At 56.5% G+C, this 17,854-nt stretch carries 17 protein-coding genes; 9 read left to right on the top strand and 8 right to left on the bottom strand.

All coding sequences use genetic code 11. The features are described 5' to 3' along the window. Window positions 1-15: 15 nt before the first annotated feature. Entirely contained in the window at window positions 16-1,404 is a 1,389-nt protein-coding gene (locus tag M1D97_RS00715; protein WP_456268828.1) for a sensor histidine kinase, read from the top strand. A gap of 64 nt (window positions 1,405-1,468) precedes the next feature. Here M1D97_RS00715 and ald read toward each other — a convergent pair whose 3' ends face one another. Continuing rightward, window positions 1,469-2,587, bottom strand: coding sequence for an alanine dehydrogenase (ald, locus tag M1D97_RS00710; RefSeq protein WP_456268827.1), 1,119 nt, complete (start codon window positions 2,585-2,587; stop codon window positions 1,469-1,471). Between the two features lie 488 nt (window positions 2,588-3,075). On the opposite strand from ald, the gene M1D97_RS00705 reads away from it, so the two are divergent. After that, the gene (locus M1D97_RS00705; RefSeq protein WP_456268826.1) at window positions 3,076-3,279 is read left to right on the top strand and encodes a cold-shock protein; all 204 of its coding nucleotides are present in this window, start codon (window positions 3,076-3,078) and stop codon (window positions 3,277-3,279) included. 149 nt (window positions 3,280-3,428) lie between these two features. On the opposite strand, the gene M1D97_RS00700 is transcribed toward M1D97_RS00705, so the two are convergent. After that, window positions 3,429-5,009 (bottom strand): methyl-accepting chemotaxis protein, encoded by a 1,581-nt coding sequence (locus M1D97_RS00700; protein ID WP_456268825.1) that lies wholly within the window; start codon window positions 5,007-5,009, stop codon window positions 3,429-3,431. 217 nt (window positions 5,010-5,226) lie between these two features. Here M1D97_RS00700 and M1D97_RS00695 point away from each other — a divergent pair, with 217 nt between their 5' ends. After that, on the top strand, window positions 5,227-5,718 hold the full coding sequence (locus M1D97_RS00695) for a GNAT family N-acetyltransferase (protein WP_456268824.1): 492 nt from the start codon (window positions 5,227-5,229) through the stop codon (window positions 5,716-5,718). Window positions 5,719-5,740: 22 nt separating this feature from the next. Here M1D97_RS00695 and M1D97_RS00690 read toward each other — a convergent pair whose 3' ends face one another. Then, the gene (locus M1D97_RS00690; protein ID WP_456268823.1) at window positions 5,741-7,066 is read right to left on the bottom strand and encodes a DUF2254 domain-containing protein; all 1,326 of its coding nucleotides are present in this window, start codon (window positions 7,064-7,066) and stop codon (window positions 5,741-5,743) included. A gap of 162 nt (window positions 7,067-7,228) precedes the next feature. Here M1D97_RS00690 and rluF point away from each other — a divergent pair, with 162 nt between their 5' ends. Both rluF and M1D97_RS00680 read left to right on the top strand, forming a co-directional pair. Further along, window positions 7,229-8,284, top strand: coding sequence for a 23S rRNA pseudouridine(2604) synthase RluF (rluF, locus tag M1D97_RS00685; protein WP_456268822.1), 1,056 nt, complete (start codon window positions 7,229-7,231; stop codon window positions 8,282-8,284). 59 nt (window positions 8,285-8,343) lie between these two features. Further along, a complete protein-coding gene (locus M1D97_RS00680) occupies window positions 8,344-9,180 on the top strand; it encodes a YrhK family protein (protein WP_456268821.1) in 837 nt (278 codons plus the stop codon). Between the two features lie 98 nt (window positions 9,181-9,278). On the opposite strand, the gene M1D97_RS00675 is transcribed toward M1D97_RS00680, so the two are convergent. Then, window positions 9,279-9,845: an HD domain-containing protein gene (locus M1D97_RS00675; protein WP_456268820.1), complete on the bottom strand. Its 567-nt coding sequence runs from the start codon at window positions 9,843-9,845 to the stop codon at window positions 9,279-9,281. Window positions 9,846-10,102: 257 nt separating this feature from the next. Here M1D97_RS00675 and M1D97_RS00670 point away from each other — a divergent pair, with 257 nt between their 5' ends. Further along, on the top strand, window positions 10,103-10,717 hold the full coding sequence (locus M1D97_RS00670) for a pilus assembly FimT family protein (RefSeq protein WP_456268819.1): 615 nt from the start codon (window positions 10,103-10,105) through the stop codon (window positions 10,715-10,717). Here the strand turns inward: M1D97_RS00670 and M1D97_RS00665 are convergent. After that, the gene (locus tag M1D97_RS00665; protein WP_456268818.1) at window positions 10,714-11,160 is read right to left on the bottom strand and encodes a hypothetical protein; all 447 of its coding nucleotides are present in this window, start codon (window positions 11,158-11,160) and stop codon (window positions 10,714-10,716) included. The two genes, M1D97_RS00670 and M1D97_RS00665, sit on opposite strands and share 4 nt — an antisense overlap. 210 nt (window positions 11,161-11,370) lie before the next feature. Then, complete coding sequence (locus tag M1D97_RS00660) at window positions 11,371-11,652, bottom strand: helix-turn-helix transcriptional regulator (RefSeq protein WP_456268817.1); 282 nt, start codon at window positions 11,650-11,652, stop codon at window positions 11,371-11,373. A gap of 232 nt (window positions 11,653-11,884) precedes the next feature. Here M1D97_RS00660 and M1D97_RS00655 point away from each other — a divergent pair, with 232 nt between their 5' ends. Beyond that, entirely contained in the window at window positions 11,885-13,087 is a 1,203-nt protein-coding gene (locus tag M1D97_RS00655) for an SEC-C metal-binding domain-containing protein (protein WP_456268816.1), read from the top strand. 5 nt (window positions 13,088-13,092) lie between these two features. On the opposite strand, the gene M1D97_RS00650 is transcribed toward M1D97_RS00655, so the two are convergent. Further along, window positions 13,093-13,440 carry a tyrosine-type recombinase/integrase gene (locus tag M1D97_RS00650; protein ID WP_456268815.1) on the bottom strand — a complete coding sequence of 116 codons (348 nt, stop codon included), beginning with the start codon at window positions 13,438-13,440 and terminating at the stop codon, window positions 13,093-13,095. 183 nt (window positions 13,441-13,623) lie between these two features. On the opposite strand from M1D97_RS00650, the gene fos reads away from it, so the two are divergent. After that, window positions 13,624-14,055, top strand: a complete 432-nt coding sequence (gene fos / locus M1D97_RS00645) for a fosfomycin resistance glutathione transferase (protein WP_456268814.1) — start codon at window positions 13,624-13,626, stop codon at window positions 14,053-14,055. A gap of 284 nt (window positions 14,056-14,339) precedes the next feature. Here fos and M1D97_RS00640 read toward each other — a convergent pair whose 3' ends face one another. Further along, a complete protein-coding gene (locus M1D97_RS00640; protein WP_456268813.1) occupies window positions 14,340-15,539 on the bottom strand; it encodes a DUF4236 domain-containing protein in 1,200 nt (399 codons plus the stop codon). 629 nt (window positions 15,540-16,168) lie between these two features. Between M1D97_RS00640 and M1D97_RS00635 the strand changes: the two genes are divergently transcribed. Next, window positions 16,169-17,842, top strand: a complete 1,674-nt coding sequence (locus M1D97_RS00635; protein WP_456268812.1) for a methyltransferase domain-containing protein — start codon at window positions 16,169-16,171, stop codon at window positions 17,840-17,842. Window positions 17,843-17,854 lie beyond the last annotated feature (12 nt).

The following is a 17,854-nucleotide window of genomic DNA, read 5'->3' as shown; positions in this document are numbered from 1 at the left end:
AAGGGAACTTCTGTTTTGACACGACACGGTTTTTCGCCGGGGCTTCATCAGCGCCTGCTGCTGTGGCTGCTGATTCTGCTCGGTGCCCTCTGGGTGGTTCTATGGGCCAATCATTACAGCCAGGTTGAAAAAAGCGCTCGCCAGGATATTGATGACCGGCTACGCAGCGCCGCCATGCTGATCATTCAGCTTCATCATGGTCAGAACCGGGACACAACAGAGACGTCCCTGCCCGAGGTCGCTCCTTCGGGCAGCGACGATGATCGTGCGCGCCGCTCTCCGCCTGCCTTCGAGCTTCTTGACCGCTCGAGACAATTGATCGCGCGCTCCGACAACTTCCCCGACACGCCCGCAAGCAGCACAACGGGCTTTGAAAATCGTCAAATTGATGGCAACACCTGGCGTTTTTATACCAGCATCCACGACCAGGGTGATCTGGTACTTCGTGTCGCCTTCGCGCAGCAGACGCAGGAGGCCACTTCGCGGTTACTGACACGCGATTTCGGCTCGCCGCTGCTGTGGCTGCTGCCGGGACTGGCACTGGCGGCGCTGCTGTCCGTCTGGCGGGGCTTGGCACCACTGCGTCGGCTGACCGTACGCATCGGTCGTGTCGATCCCGAAAATCCAACACCGCTGTCGCCTGCCGAGCGTGAAGTGCCCCGCGAACTAAAACCCCTGGTTCACACTCTGGATCATCTGCTGGCAAGGATGCGTCATATCTACGCACGCCAGCGCGCCTTTACCGCCAGTGCCGCCCATGAGCTTCGTACGCCGCTGGCAGGCTGTCTGGCTCAGCTCAGGCTGGCCCGGCACGCCCATGATGAGCCCCGGCGCAGGCGTGCCCTTGAGCGCATGCGGGAAAGCATCGAACACATGACACAGCTGATCCATCGCATGCTGCTGCTGGCGCGATTGGACCGCTCCGGAAAGGGCATCGAAACACAACCAATCACGCTCGAGGCATTGATTCAAGAGGTGATCGAGCAACATGAACAGGCAGCCACAGAGGCAGGCGTTCACCTTGAAACCCGACTGCCTCCGGAGCCTTTGACCCTTGAAGGCGAACCGGCACTGCTCAATGCCATGCTGACCAATCTGGTCGACAATGCGTTACGCGCGGCGCCCCGGGGCTCCAGCGTAGAGATAACGCTTGAAAGGACAGACCGGCAGGCCCTGATTACGTTAAGCGACCAGGGGTGCGGCCTCTCCCCGGAAGAGCGCGAGCGGGTATTTGCCCCCTTTCATCAAGGGCCCCACGGCTCTGAAAACGGTAGCGGTCTGGGGCTGACCATTTCTCATGCCATCGTGGAGGCCCATCAGGGCACCATAGACATGGACGCAGGCGACAACGGCGGCACTGTCGTCACGGTTCGCCTGCCATACCCTGTGGCGTCAATGCCGTGATCGGATCGGCCTCGAGCCGGCGTCTCCATCCGAGGCGAGGACGTCTGCCCGGAAGATGCGGTACTCACTCGGCCAGCACGTCATCCACGCTGGTGCAGGGCAGATCGAACGCCTCGGCCACGGCCGGATGCACAATCTGCCCGCCGGTCAGGTTCAGGCCGTGGCGAAAGTGACTATCGTCTTTGAGTGCCTTGCGCCAGCCGTCACGCGCCAGGCGAAGAATCCAGGGCAGCGTGGCATGGCTCAGGGCCTGGGTAGAGGTACGCGCCACCGCGCCGGGCATGTTGGCCACGCAGTAGTGAACGATGCCATCGACGATATAGCTCGGCTCGGCATGGGTGGTGGGGTGGCTGGTCTCGAAACAGCCGCCCTGGTCGATGGCCACATCGACCAGCACGCTGCCCGGCTTCATCATCGACAGCATGTCCCGGGTGATCAGTCTGGGCGCACTGGCGCCGGGGATCAGGACCGCGCCGATGATCAGATCCGATTCCCGGGCGGCTGCCTCGATGGCGTCCTGCGTGGAGTAGACCGTGCGCAGGCGTCCCTGGTAGCGCTGATCAAGCGTTTCGAGTCGCGGCAGTGACCGGTCCAGCACGGTGACGTCGGCGCCCAGCCCCAGCGCCATCCGGGCCGCATTTTCGCCTACCACGCCACCACCGATGACGGTCACCCCGGCAGGCGCCACTCCGGGCACACCCGGCAGCAGAATACCCGCGCCACCCTGCGCCTTTTCCAGCCCGTGGGCGCCGGCCTGTACCGCCATGCGCCCCGCCACGCTGCTCATGGGGGCCAGCAGCGGCAGCCCGCCCCGGTCGTCGGTCACGGTCTCGTAGGCGATGCAGGTCGCGCCGCTCTCCATCAGTCCCCGGGTCAGCGTCTCGTCGGCGGCCAGATGCAGATAGGTGAACAGCGTCTGATGCTCGCCAAGACGGGCAACCTCGACCGGCTGGGGCTCCTTGACCTTGATGATCAGCTCGGCCCCCGCCCAGAGCGCCTCGACATCGGCCTCGATGCGGGCGCCGGCCTGCTCGTAATCCTGATCGCTGTAGCCCGTCCCGGTGCCGGCGCCCTGTTCGACCACCACTTCATGGCCCTGATCAAACAGCTCGCGGACACCGGCCGGCGTCATGGACACGCGATATTCGTGGTTCTTGATCTCGGCGGGTATGGCTATCTTCATGACAGTGTTTCCTCTGGTTATCGTGGGCGTCAGGGCCATTGTTGCCGATCAATGGCTGCCGGGTAAGCCGCGGCAACACTGACAGCCTGTCGCCAGCGCTGTTCGGGGTGATCTTTATCACCATACGTGTAATTGATGCCATCATCGCCCCGATCATGACGTACAGAGTACGTGGTCGGTCGTCCCCGGATGCACTGGAGCAAGTACCGCTCGGCGCCGCATCCGGGCTGATGGCCCGGGGTGCGAACATATGTCCCGGGACAGCGGCCCTGCAACTTTGGTAGCAATGGGCCGGACAATTTCCGAGTATTTGATTGACCCCGCCCTGCGGGCGTGACAGGATGGCCTCAGTTGGTGAGCAAGATGCATATTGTCAGCAGTACTCGAGTCCTTCGATCGCCTGGTTTTATCCCCCTTGTTTTACCTGCTTCCTCTGGGGCAACACCCGGTAATTTTTTATAGCGCACAAGCGCAAAGGAACTTCGAAAATGGCAAACGGCACAGTCAAGTGGTTTAACGACGCGAAAGGTTTCGGCTTCATTTCTCCGGCCGACGGCGGCGACGACCTCTTTGTTCACTTCTCCGAAATCAAGGCTGAAGGTTTCAAGTCACTGCAGGAAGGCCAGCAGGTCTCCTTCGACGTGACTCAGGGCAAGAAAGGCCTTCAGGCTGCCAACGTTGTAGCAGACTAACCTCCGGGTTATTTCTGCCTCGAGCCGCAAGGCTCGGACCACCGAAGCCCGCGCAAGCGGGCTTCGGTGTTTTTGTGTGTCTGGTACCTGTCCGTTCGATGAGCGGCGCCCGTAGCAGGGCCGACGATGCGCCGGCCCCGGGCCTGCGCTCAGGCGCCGGCCGCTTCCCGAACCCGAAAAGTCGCCACCAGCTTCTGAAGCTGTCCGGCCTGCTCCTCCAGCATGCCGGCCGCGGCCGTGGATTGTTCAACCATGGCTGCGTTCTGCTGGGTGACCAGATCCATCTGGGCAATGGCGGTATTGACCTGATCCACCCCACCATCCTGCTCGCGGGAAGCGGTCGCAATATCGTTGATCAGCGTGGCGAGCTGTTCAATGGCACCCCGGGTCTGTTCGATGCTGGTGCCGCTGCGCTCGGCCTGGGCGACGCCGGAGACGACCCGCTGGCTCATCTCCTCGAGCAGCTGGCGAATCTCGCCGGCCGAGGTGGCACTGCGGTTGGCCAGCGCCCGGACCTCCGAGGCCACCACCGCAAAACCGCGCCCCTGCTCGCCGGCGCGGGCCGCCTCCACCGAGGCATTGAGCGCCAGAATATTGGTCTGAAACGAGATCGAGTCGATGGTGGCCAGTATCTCGTTGACCCGCTGTGACTGCGTGGCGATCTCCTTCATCAACGACAGGCTCTGAACCACATCCTGACGGCTGCTGCGCACGTTGCCGGTCGCCTCACGGGTCAGCGTATTGACTTGCTGGGTCGCCTCGGTGTTGTGTTTCACTGTCGAGGAGATCTCCTCCATGCTGGCCGCTGTTTCCTCGAGCGAGGCGGCCTGCTGCTCGGTTCTGGCCGACAGATCATGACTGGCGTGCGACAGCTCGCGAGCACCGGCATGAACGCTCTGACAGGTCTCACGGATCGAGCTGACCAGTGTCAGAAGCGAGGCGTTCATCTGCTTCATGGCCATCAACAGCCGAGCGGTTTCATCGCGCCCGGTCACCGTGATCTGCTGGGTCAGATCGCCCTGCGCCACCTGCTCGGCGATATGGAGTGCCCGCCTCAGAGGACGTGTAATGCTTCGAGTGATAAGGACGGCCAGAACCACGGCGGCCAGCAGCGCCGCGGCAGCAAAGATCAGCAGGCTGATCATGGTGCGATCGTGCGCGGCTGCAATTGTCTCACTGGCACGGCTCATCCGCTCGGCAGCGGCCGTATTGATCTGATCGGCCAGCGATTCGAGCGCATACACCTGCTCCTTATAGGTGGCAAAGGCCGCATTGGCCTGCGCCGGCTCGGTCAGTTCGCCATCGAGAATACGCTGATGAATGGCCTGAAATCCGGCGGCATAGGCGCTCAGTGCCGTGCCGGCCTGCTCGTAGAGTTCGCGCAGCGCCTCGGTCGGCGCAAGCTGCTGACCGTCCGCCAGCGTCCGGCGCAGCGCCTCCCGGGAGCCGTTCCACTTGTTGTAATAGGATGCGACCCGATCAGGGGTGGCGATATTGATGAAGCTGTCCTTCTCGAAGCGACGCTCTTCCAGGGCCAGACGCTGTACCTCGAGCGCATTCTGCGCCAGCCGGGCATCGGTATTGATGGCCCTGTCGGCCGTCATCTTCATGTTGCCAAGACCCAGCAGCCCTACCGCGGCACTGGCCATCAGCAGCAGTGTCAGGACACCAAAGGCCAGGGCCAGCCGTGGGCCGATCCTTAAACGCATCAACATCGTCGTATCACTCATGGCAAGTACAATTGCGGAGCTATATCGACGTGGACGGGGCTTTCTTGATGATAGGCTCGAAAGATCAGGGAGTGATTTTTAATGTTACAAAGTTATTGCAGCGCCGCCGGCATGGGCACCTTTCCAGCCACTTCCCGTCATGAAACACAACAGCGGTATACAGGCCGTACCCAACCGGTTTATACCCATTCTCTCTGACACCGATCGGTAGGCCACCATGTCCATCGAGATCACACCGCTGCACCAGCGCCCGGCCTTCATCGATGCCTGCAGCGCCTGGACCTTTGGTCAGTGGGGCGTCTACAGCCGGCGCACGCTGGAGGAGACCCGCCTGCTATTCGCCAGCGCCGCCCACGGCAGCGGCCTGCCGCTCACCCGGGTGGCCCATGACGGTGACCGTCCCCTCGGCATGGCCAGCCTGTTCGACAACGACTGTGCCCAACGCCCCGACCTGCGCCCCTGGCTGGCGGCCGTCTTCGTGCATCCCGACTATCGCGGCCGGGGCATTGCCGGGCAGCTCATCGAGGCGATCGAGCAGGATGCCCGGGCCCGGGGAGAGACAGGGCTGCACCTGATTACCGCCGACAGTCAGACACTCTACGAGCGCCACGGGTGGCAACGCACGGGAACGGTCGACTACCCGGACCGCATCTGCGTTCTGATGGCGAAAGCGCTCCAAACGCTCCGCGAGCCGGAGCGTGGTCGGTGAAGAGCGCCGGGCGGATCGGCCCTTACGTTGGGGTCGGTGCTGCCGGCAGCCGGGTATCGATCTGCAGCCGATGCAGCCCGCCGGCCAGCCGCGCCTCGATAAAACCGATCTCCAGCGGCGTGGTGAAGTTCGCCGCCATGAGCGCAATGACGCGATCGGTGTGGGCCTGAATGACCCGGTTGTCGGCAGCCGTTGCGAAATTGGAGAGCGTCTTGAAGGCCTTCAGCAGCGACAGACAGATGCTCAGATCCTCGCCGCCGTAGTGAACAATGGGATCAAATACCCGAAACATCAGGCTCTCGACGCCCTCCTCGTGCCAGGTGAGCAGACAGCGGCCATCGTCATCCACCAGCATGTCGGGCGGCGTCAGCGCCAGACGCTGCGCCAGCAGTTCGGTCACCTGATGGATGCACAGCCGCGCCGTGCCCGGGTCGTTGATCCCCGGCGATAGCGCCTTGATGGCTACCTCCATCAGCTGGGTCAGGCCGTTGACATAGTGATTCTGGGTGGACTCCCCTTCGACATACTCGAGACAGTTGAGAATTTGCTCTACCAGCACCTCACCGGGCGGTGTCTCGGCCTCGACCGTCAGAAGGGGAAACTTCTTGACCACAAAATCGCCAAAGCTGAACCCGAGATGGATCGCCAGCTCATGACGGCGCGCCAGCTCGCCCAGTGTCTTGAAATCGACGCCCTGGATATAGCCGCTGTCGCGGGAGTACAGGGTATAAACGGTGCCGGGATGAACCGCGCCGGTGCGATGGGTATAGTCGTCGCGCGCCTGTCGCTTCCTGAGCTTGTCCAGCGAGAGCTGAGTGGAGATCAGCAGGTTCTGGGTGATCGCATTGATCTGCACCGACTGCGAGGTGCCATGGATGAACAGGACGAACATGGCGAGGCAGTTGATCACCATGGCCGATCCCAGATAGACCGCCAACGAGCGCCAGGTATCCGGCGTATTGCCGATGGCCGGTACCAGCAGCAGGATCAGCAGATAGAGGATGGTGCCCAGATAGTGCCCCAGCACCTTCTGGTGGCGCTTCTCGGTCATGATGCCGAACACCAGCTTGTTGGAGAAGTTGCTGCCGGCCTGGGTCAACACGGACATGACGGTGGAAAAGCTGAACACCAGAAGCGAGATCATCCCCGCCATCAGCGTGGCCAGCAGCGTTCGGGCGGTGCCGGGCTGGTCGAAGTCCATGAAATCCAGAAACCCGGGCAGACTCTTCACCTCGAACGTGACCGCCGCCAGCCCCAGCAGTACGTAAATCGTGATGATGAGGCTGGTCAGGTAGGCGATACTGTTGCGAAAGCCTCTGATAAAGGCAAGCACTCGTGACGTGTTCATGGGCAGATGCCATATCCTTTCATTGATGTATTCCGAAGCGCCGCACGACACGACCCCGTGACGTATCGCATCATGGGCCCGTCACCGGCTTTCTGCATCGGCAGGCCCCGCGACCGCCGCGCTCAGCCACCTGTTCAACCACTCCCGATCCGGCGAAACGTCATGCCATTACGAACCTCGACCCGCATCAATAAATACATCAGTGAAAGCGGCCTGTGCTCGCGACGCGAGGCGGATCGCTTTGTTGAACAGGGCCAGGTCCGGCTTAACGGCCGCCGGGCCACCACGGGCGATCAGGTGGTTGCCGGGGATCGCGTCACGGTCAACGGCCAGGAGATCGAGCCGCGCGAGGAAGAGGACCTGGTCCTGATCGCCCTCAACAAGCCGGTCGGCATTGTCAGCACCACCGAGGCGAGCGAGAAGGACAACATCGTCGAGTTCGTCAAGCATGGCGCGCGCATCTTCCCCATCGGCCGACTGGACAAGGACTCCCAGGGGCTGATCTTTCTGACCAACAACGGCGATCTGGTCAACCGCATTCTGCGGGCCGACAACCAGCACGAAAAGGAGTATCAGGTCACGGTCGACAAGCCGATCACCGAGGACTTTATCGACGGTATGCGAAACGGCGTACCGATTCTGGGCCAGATGACGCGTCGCTGTCAGGTCGAGAAAGTCTCCACGTTTGTCTTCACCATCACCCTGGTACAAGGGCTCAACCGCCAGATTCGCCGCATGTGCGAGCACTTCGGCTTTGAAGTCACCCAGTTGATCCGCACCCGGATCATGAACGTCTCGCTCAAGGGCCTGGCGCTGGGCGACTGGCGCGATCTCACCACGAAGGAGATCGACACCCTCCTTGAGCTGACGGAAAACTCAAAAGCCGACCCGACGCCGGCCGGCTCGAAAACCTCGTCGCGTACCGGTGGCGGTCAGAAGACGGCGAAAGAGCCCCCCAAAACCGACCCGCTGGGCATTGGCAAGCCGGCGCTGGACAAGATGCACGCCAGGGGCAAGGGCAAGCCGGGGACCAGCGGCAAATCGTCGAACACCGGCAACGGCCAGAAGACAGGCGGCAAGCCCGCCACGAAAGGCAAGCAGGGTAGCAAACCCGCCCCCCAGGGTCGCTCGAACGGCAAACCCGCCGGCAAGGGCCAACCCGGCGATAACAAAAGCGCTCCGCGCGGTCAGCGCCCCGGTCCCAAAAAGAAGCGTTAAGCTCTATACAAGCGAGAGTGTACGAACCACACTTTGCGTTTTCCCGCAGGACCATTTCCATGCCGCACCTGTTTACCGACCGCCCCCGCTCAGCCCGCCCGGGCCGGGGCAAGAGTAATCTCGAAAAGGATTACCGCTGGGAAGGCATCAACGCGGTGCTCTACGAGCTGGGCGGTGTGATGTTCATCGTTGGCAGCGTGATGTTCTACCCGCGCCTTGAACACATCCGCGACATCGGTGCCTGGCTGTTTTTCGTCGGCTCGCTGGTCTATCTGGTCGTTCAGGCCCACGACGTCATCGAAGTGCGCCGCTTCTGGAGCGACAGCAAAAAGGTCTCGCCCTCGCAGCTTCTGGAGGTCATCTCGCTGGCCGTTTATATCGTCGGCACCGTGCTTTATGCCGTGGGCAGCCTGCTCTTTCTGTCGTGGTGGCACTGGATCGAGATCGGCGCGTGGATGTTCATCGTCGGCTCGGTGCTCTTTCTGATCGGCGCCTGTCTCAACGTCATGATGGTGATTCGCGCCTCGGCGCTGCTCACCCTGCAGCTGATGAACCTGACCGCCGTGACCTTCGTGGTGGGCTCGGTACTGTTCGTGGTCGCCTCCATCCCCTACCTGTGGGGATTCGACAGCGTGGCCGACCACGACCAGCTGCATAACCTGCTGGCCTCGCTCTTTCTGGTGGGCAGCGTCTTTTTCATGGTCGGCGGGCTCTTCAACCACCAGCGCGCCAACATCGTCATCCGCCACCGTTTTGACGCCACCGCCGAGGACAGTGAAGCCGACGAGCGCCTGCTCGCCTTCATGCGCGGCGAGCTCAACGACCCCGAGCACAACCTCGATGACGATTACGACTACGAGGACAAGAGCACGGTCAAGCCGGCGGAACCTGCCTGAGCCGAACACGTGCCCTGCCCGGCCCGACACCAAAAACCCCGACAGCCTCTGCTGGTCGGGGTTTTTTATTTTAAAACTCACTTCATCACGAATGGACGCTACTGACCGTGATCGATGCGCCGCTGCGTCTCGCCATCGACCAGGGTGCGCAGCATGGTCAGCACCGGCTCGGCATCCGTCTGCTCGAGCCCGTAGGTGAGGTTAAACGCGTAATCGAAGCCGGGCGGGTTATCGCCCTGGCTGTGCTGCAGAATGGTTTCGAGCTTGTCGAGGCCCTTCACCAGCCGCGCCTCGCGCGAGGCGCCCTGCTCGTAGTCCTCCCACAATGAGAGAAACTCGGCCTTGAGCGTCTCATCCAGCGGCGCCATCACGGTCAGCAGATCCACACGCTCCTGGGTGTTCTTGTCGGCATCCTGCGTAATGGCCGGCTGATCGCCGTGGATCGCTTCGCCCAGATCATGCAGCACGCAGAGTTTCAGAACGCGCGCCATGTCCAAAGGCGCCAGCTCGCGCTCGAACGTCATCGCCATCAGACACAGCCGCCACGTATGCGCCGCCGTATCCTCCTGCCGCCCGGTCGAGGTGTACGCCGTGCGCAGCACGCTCTTGAGCCGCTCGGCTTCCTTTAAAAACGCCAGGCCGTTGCCGAGTCGTTCGATGTCCATGGGGGCTCCGGTGTTGTGTGTGAGAGGGGACGCGTTGACGGTTCGCTTTATCGCCAGGGCATTAACCATAGCGCTTGGTAGACGACTTGCCAGCAAAATCAAGGCTCGACATGAATGTAAAATCGAGCAGGCATAACGACCCTCTGATTTGACGATGGGATTTGAAAGCAGCCATTCAAAAGAGTTTTTCTAAATAAATTCAGGTTTTAGTCGATATCATGATATCGGAATATCATTTTCAGATCAGGAGCCCAGCCTTGGAAAAGCTATCTATACAGCGACAGGGTGGTCATGCCGTTATAAGCCTTCTGTTAGTAATTGCGATTCTTGCTTTTATGCTGGTGGTGGCTATATCCAGCTTTTTTGTTTCCTACAGCAATCTTACAGAGGAAGTACCGGTCGCAGAATTACGCTTCAAGCAAGAAGGTGAGATGGTATATACCGCTTACCTTAAAGCAAGCTCTGACTCACCTGATGAAGCCGTATATACCGTAAAAGGTGATCAATGGCGGCTTGATGCCAGATTTCTAAAAATGCGGTGGCTTTTCAGCGCTTTCGGAAAAGAACCTCGATATGCGCTTTCAAGGCTTGAGGGTCGTTACTCCAGCGCTGAAGATGCCAATAACAAGCAACATTTTGTCAATGATCTTGACGAAGGTGGAACTTTAGAATTTTTTTCAATTTTTGGTTTCAACTTATTTGCTGACATTTCTTACGGCACATCTGTTTATCAGAATATAGAAACCGACAAGCTTTATAAGATTTATAGGACAACAACCGGCCTGATAGTAAGACAGTCATCTTTGACCGCATCCGACAAAGAGAAAGGGGCCTGGGACAAGATAAAAGGATGGTGGAGCACATTCACTTAGGCTCTGTTTTTCTCGGTAAGTAAACAATTTCTTTCTAAAAAGTAATGGTAACCAAACTGCTCCTGTTTACTTAACGGGACCCCCTCATGACTGACCACGATGAGCCCGCCTGTACACTGCTGCAGCCTTTTTATCAGGGCATGCCGACTCGTCTGTTCAAGGTGGTTGGTAGGCTCATCTAGGGTCAGGAAGTCAGCATTGGCATCTGCCGCAACAAACACCTGCCGGGCAAGGTAATAAACGCTCCACGAGCGAAGACAGATGCCGCTCGACGGCGCCATGTCACCGGTCATGATGCGCGCCAGCATGGTCTTTCTGATGCCGTTACGGGCGATCAGTCCCGTATGACGGGTATCGAAATGCTCATTGAGGTCGCAAAAGAGGGGTCTGCCATCCGGCAGAAGACAAGAGACGCTTTCAAGCGCCAGATAGGGATTTGTCATGGATAACTCCATCGATACCAGAGACTCCCCCAGCAAATGGGGTGGGCGGAGACTGGCCGTCAGGGTGATGGCGGCATCAATGGCGCATCGGACGAATACCCTTGGAGTAGAAGTGAAAATCTATATTAAAGACTCATGATAAAAAATCAAAAGCCGAGGGGCCGCCGGTAAAGCCGATGCTCTTTTCGCCGATCTTCAGAGCGAAATGTTTTATGCGCGGGCTTCCGGCTGGGCAGTCGTTTTCAGGGCGGTGTTGCGCTGGGCCAGTCGTGCGGCGATCCAGCCGTCGATCTCTTCTTCCAGCCAGGCGACGCTGTTGTCGCCAATCGGCACGGGTGTCAGGAAGGTGCCGTCGCTGACGCCCTTGTAGATCGATGAGCGGCTCTTGCCGGTCTTGAGTTCCACCTCGTGGCGACGCAGCAGGCGGTTGCCCAACTGGATGCGCTCGACGTGCCGGCAGGCTCGGGTAGTGGGCTGTATTGATACCGTCATGGGTATTTCCTGTCGTGGTTGATTCAGGCAGCGCAGGTGCCGCCGGGGACAGGATTAGCTTGCCAAGGGATGGTGGGGACTTCGAGCAGCTGGTGTTGTAAAAGTAGACTTCACAACGTCATCAGTGGACCCATGAGAAACAAGTCCACAGGAAAAACATTCACGTACACACCTACCAATTTTAAAATCAGACTACTGGCAAAATTTTAATCGCATTGAGTTATAAAACCCTATGAAAAAGAGAAGCTTAGAAAATTTTAACTTAAACCAAATGCTATTGGAAAAATTTCAAGAATTTCCTATAGAAAAACAAGATAAATTACTTTGGAAAACAGCAGAAGCTGCCACATTAAATGCTAATGACATGTGTTGGTGCGGAAGCAAAAAATCGTTTCAAGACTGTCATTTGGGAATGCAGAAAAAAAGAGCACTGAGTTATAAAGAAATAAATAATAGTTTTTCTCGTGCCTTTAGGAAACCTCGATTTTGCTGCGCGTCAGATTTTGATAAAGACAATTGCAACGGAAGCATAAAAGGAGCTCATACGATACAAAAAAGCAGAGTCTTTTCTAGCTTTGCAGACAAAGGTCATGTTGGCACTTTTTACCAATGTGAGCCCCTAACATTCAAAGAACGATCAGTAGGTATAAACAAAGAAGCCTCTACTATTTATAGTTTTTGTGAATTTCACGACTCAAAGTTATTTCATGATATAGAAGCTATAGAATTCCAGCCATCTCCTGAAAACTGTTGGGCAAGTAGCTATAGAGCTATATGTCACGAGTATTACCAGAAGATAGCTGCAAAAGAAGCATTGAGCTGGCAAAAAAATTATCTTTCTCAGGGCTTATCGTCCAAAGCACAAGTTGTATTGGACGATTTAATCTCAACGAAAGAATTTGATATACATATGGGAAAATACTTTGTCTTAAAAGAGAAAAAAACATTCGAAGAAATCAAGATCGAGGAAGCTTATGATGGCCTAACAAGTTATATAATAACTTTAGATGCACCAATAACTGTTGCAGTTAGTGGAGCAGCAGCTCCAAGGCGCGATATTCTAGGAAATAAAATACAAAGAGAAATAAATACTTATAACAACGATTTCCAAGGGTTCAATATATCAACTGTAATCAAAGACAGCAAAGCTGTTTATATAGTATCTCACCTTCGTAAATATGGAACGATGGGCCAATATTTTAACTTCCTGAATGAAGACAACAAGGATTTTGTGAAAAAATGGTTATTTACGATGATATTTTTATATATCGAGAACAATTATTTTAACTTGAAATGGTGGAAAAAATTGCCGCGAAATATAAAAAACGACATTCGTCAACTATCATCATTGATAAACGACACTCAGCCTATAAGCTGGGAAAACAATTTTATTAGCTTTATTCCTGGCTCTGTAGAAAGCGTTGTGAAAATCTAAATTTTTTAGGTTTTCAAATAATCTACCCACGCCTGCATCATCGCCGGCCTTTGCTCCGGTGCCATGTGCTCGGCATGGGTATAGACGCCCTGAATGCCCGGCAGCTTGTGGGAAAGCTGCATCTCGATCCATTCCCCCGGGTAACCCATCTCCTTGAGCGCTGTGGCGATGGTATGGCGTGTGCCATGGGGCACATGCCGGCCATCAAATCCCATTCGTTTGAGCGCCATGCTCCACGTCATATCCGACATGGGTCGGGTGCTGTCATTGCGACCGGGAAACAGCAGATTGTAGTGGCCAGTGATGCGGTGCAGATCCCTGAGTACGTCCAGTGCCTGGATAGGACGCGACACCTTGTATTCCTTTCCCGTCTTCATGCGATCGGCAGAAATGCGCCGTACCAAGCTGACTGCCCAATATCCCAGACTGATGGGTTCAACCAATTGGGGCGCCTCACCCCTGGATCTGTTGCGCGTTATTCTGGCTGGTTCACGGCGGTCATCAATTCGTAAATACCACTACATCGAGAGCTGGATATGCTGAGAGGCCTGAATCATCTGACGCTTTCTATCTCCGAGCTGGGTAGAAGCATCGAATTTTATCGGGACGTGCTGGGGCTGACGCTGAACGCTCGATGGGATACAGGGGCTTATCTGTCACTTCCTGATTTGTGGCTCTGCCTGACTCTGGACAATCAGCGCAATACTCAACCACACCCTGAATACACGCACTACGCCTTCACGGTAATGAAGGAGGATTTCGTATCGAGCGTCGACCACCTTAGAGCCCATGGCGTCGAAGAGTGGCGGCAAAATCGGAGCGAAGGGGATTCGTTCTATTTTCTCGATCCGGATGGTCACAGGCTCGAGATTCACGTGGGCAACCTGAATAGCAGACTGGAAGCCTGCAGACAGACTCCCTATTCAGGGATGGAGATTCTGGCCTGGCCGCATGGCAATGATGGATAAGGCCCAAACGCCAGACGCAACAAGACCCTGAGCGGACTCAGTAGCAGCGTCAAAACAAGGAAGGTATTACAGGGAAAGGAAGTGGCGCGCTTGTTGGGATTATAAAATCTACTCAAACTCATGATAATATTGACTTTTTAGTAAATTTTTTCTGCCGGTATACCTTTTTGTATACCGCCTTTTTGCTCAGCTTATTAAATAAAGCTATAAACATATACCTTAGATATCTGTTTTTGATCAATATCAGGACCCTTGCAACGGGCCGAAGAAAACTAACTCTGAGCCTAGAACGGCTCAATTGGTTTCATTGTCCACGAAGCAAGCACCTTTCGCTTAACATCAAAGTTTCCAAGACAGTCATAAGCATCGATGTCTTTTGGTGAATCGAAATTCAATAATTGCCATGCATCGCGATTCAATCTAACGCTATAGAGATATTCGTCTTGCTCATGACCAGTGCTACGATCGAGGCGCTGTGAGTATCCAGATAAAGTTATCTTTTGAATTGTTGGCATAATCTGAAAGCACAGCGCTGCCAGCTTCAAACCAATGCTGCTGATATGTCGAGCGTAAAGCTCATTCAGTTCCTTTGCGGCAAGCTTACGTACATTCACTTTGAAACCACGGGCAGCTAATGCCGCTCGACGCGCTGGAAGCATATCGATTTCCGGAAAATCCACGTCGATTTTAAGCTCATGGTTGGAGAGGAAATCCCAAGCTATTAAGGTTTCATAGGGCCATTCGATCTCTTCCAACGCTTCTTTTAATAGTTCCTCCATGCTCTGCAAGTCTCCTTGCTGGCCATATAAGTGCCTTAGCCTTAAAGATTCTTGGAGCGCTTCGTGCTGCTTTTGGGAATTTTCCCAATCAGAAATAGCATTTTGGTAATCAGAATTGATCAACTCAATGCATTTTTGGCGCCGTTTTTCTGCTGGTGGCCAGACTAAATGCACAAGCTTTTTGGAAGGTAAATCAGGGAGTGTAGGCTGTTCTTCATTAAATGATTTTACTTTATAAGGCTGAGCAATCGGCGCCTGTATATCGCCATGTAGTATGGCCAATGATTCACGCGTCTCATTAATATTATCGACCATCAACCCCAGCCTTTCCCGGATGACGTCGCCTTGTTGCTGCTTGAGGACTTTTAAGGTCGAAGAATCTAGATGTAAACCGGTACGGCTATTCAATAACTGAACTTCACCGGTTTCATCATCGATAACAATTTGTAGCTGTATCTCGATATGCTCTTGTTGTCTGGAGTTAAGATTGGAGGAGGAAGCTCGTAACCTATTGCTAGAACCTGAACCGATTTTTTCAGACCAAGACAATCCTGTACCAGGGATACCGGCACTTACGCGTGTACCGGAAGGGGAGAAGGAGATGCCCCCACCACGGCCACCAAGGCGAACTCCGAGGCCACGGTGAGTAGCAGACAAGCGGATGCCCGGTGCTACTTTTATGGACTTTCTGAAACGCATCCCCATTTTGTCACCTCATTGAATGGATCACATAACCCCGCACAATAGCGGGGTTCAATATCAGCCTGTTTAATCTCCCTTTTTGTGTTTATGTGGCTTCAGGGATGGCGTATTGCCGGGCGTCTGCTTGTTGTCACGCTGACGTTTGTCAGGCTGGCCAGTAGACTTGGCAGTCCGTTTAGGACCCGGTTTGATACCCATAATCACTCCTTACTGCTGTTGGCACGATATAAGCGGTCAGACACGTCTACCGCTCTCCTGACGCCATGGACAACACCCTTGCATCCGCCCACGGCGAAAACCTCGGTCAACTCCCCCAGCGCGCTGTCGACTCCCCGCCCCGCCTGCGCGCTAAATGGGTCGGTTTTATTGCACCCTTGCAGTAGGCGCCAGCCCGCCCCAGTGCTGGGCTGCATGACGGTTTAGCGGCTCAAAAAATCATGCGTTTCCTTGCATTTCACACCACCGCGACGAGTGCCTGTGAGCGTGTCAGATGCCTTTTGCCTTCGAATCTGTGCAGGCAGCCTTTACCGGGTATCTTCTGCCGCCTTCTGTAGTCCACAGCGTTCTCACAAAAGACTTAATACCGGGAGTAGAATGTCTCGAACATCCGCCCCATAAGCAATGCCTGATCCATGAAAAATTTGTATTCGGAAAATGCGGAACGGTTCTTTGCTCAGTATCAGCAGCTCGCCTTCGATGAGGTGCATGGCGACTGGCTGCACCATCTCTCTGAGCGCGTCGGTCTTGCACTGGATGCAGGGGCGGGTAGTGGGCGCGATGCGGCGGCACTCGCGCAAAGAGGCTGGGAAGTGCTGGCCGTTGAGCCGGCGGCCGGCCTGCGTGCCCTGGGCGAGGAAAGCACTGCCGGACTGTCCGTGCAGTGGCTCGATGATGCTCTGCCCGGACTGAATCAGGTTCGCACCCTTGGCTATCGCTTCGATCTTGTTCTGGTGTCTGCGGTCTGGATGCACCTGCCGCTGACCGAACAGCAGCGGGCCTTTCGCATTCTGGCCGAGCTGCTGACACCCGGCGGCGTGCTGGTCATTACCCTTCGCCACGGCCCCAGCCCTGATGCACGGGTTTTCCATGACGTTGACCGGCACCACATCGAGAGCTGGGCGCGGGATCAGGCACTGGTGCTGCTATATGACGGAGAGAGCGACGACCAGCAGCAAAGGCCGGGGGTGCGCTGGGAAACGCTGGTATTCCGGCTGCCCGATGACGGCACCAGTGCCTTGCCGGTGCTGCGCCATATCATCACCAATGACGACAAGTCGGCCACCTACAAGCTGGGCCTGCTGCGCAGTGTGGCGCGAATTGCCGAAACCGTGCCGGGCATCGTGATTGATCGCTCGGAGCAGTGGGTAGACATACCGCTGGGCGCTGTCGGGCTGTACTGGATCAAGCTATATCAGCCGCTGGTGCTGCGACATGAGCTACGACAGGCGCCGGGCACCAGAGGCTATGGATTCGCCAAAAAAGCCTTTTATGCGCTGGCCAATGTTTCGGGACACGATCTGAGAATCGGCCAGCCGCTGGCCAGCGACCTGATGGCCACCCTTGTTCAGGCTATCCGCGATGCCGTGAACAATATTGTGAACATGCCGGCACAGTTCATGACATGGCCGGGTTCCAGGCGCCCCGTATTCGAGGCTCAGAGCAAGACGGCAAGATTTCCCACCCTGCCATCACGGCTGGATAGAGACAGCCTGTCGGCCTTTGGCACGCTGCGCGTTCCTGCATCGCTGTGGGATTGTTTCAGCCGATTCAATTGCTGGCTGGAGCCCGCCATTGTCAATGAGTGGGTCCGGTTGATGCGCAGCTATGGTGGCAACGACGATATAGGCCGGATGTATCAGGCGCTGTACTGGCAGGAGGGCAAACGCGATACCAGCAGGATCCGTGCTGCGGTCGCTCAGGCAATACAGGACAACCACCCGGTACGCTGCGTCTGGACCAATGCCGACCTGAGCCGTAGCCGGTACGACATCGATCACTGTCTCCCCTGGGCGCGCTGGGGCAATAACGACCTCTGGAACCTGCTGCCTGCGTCGAGCAGGGCCAATGCTGACAAATCGGAAAAGCTTCCCAGCATCGAATTGATGACCAGAGCCCGCTCAAGGATTCTGGCGTGGTGGCGTCATGCGTTCATGGGTAGCTCGATGGAACGTCAGTTTTTCACCGAAGCGCAGGCGTCACTACCGACCGTGAAAAAAGACAGCAGCCTGGAAGATGTATTCGAAGGGTTGATGCTTCAGCGCCTGCGGCTTCGAACCAGTCAGCAGCTACCGGAATGGAACGGGTGAGGGGATAGAACG

Source organism: Kushneria sp. AK178, from assembly GCF_053903105.1.
The sequence above is the reverse complement of the archived record's forward strand: the minus strand, read 5'-3'. Positions and strand labels throughout refer to the sequence as shown.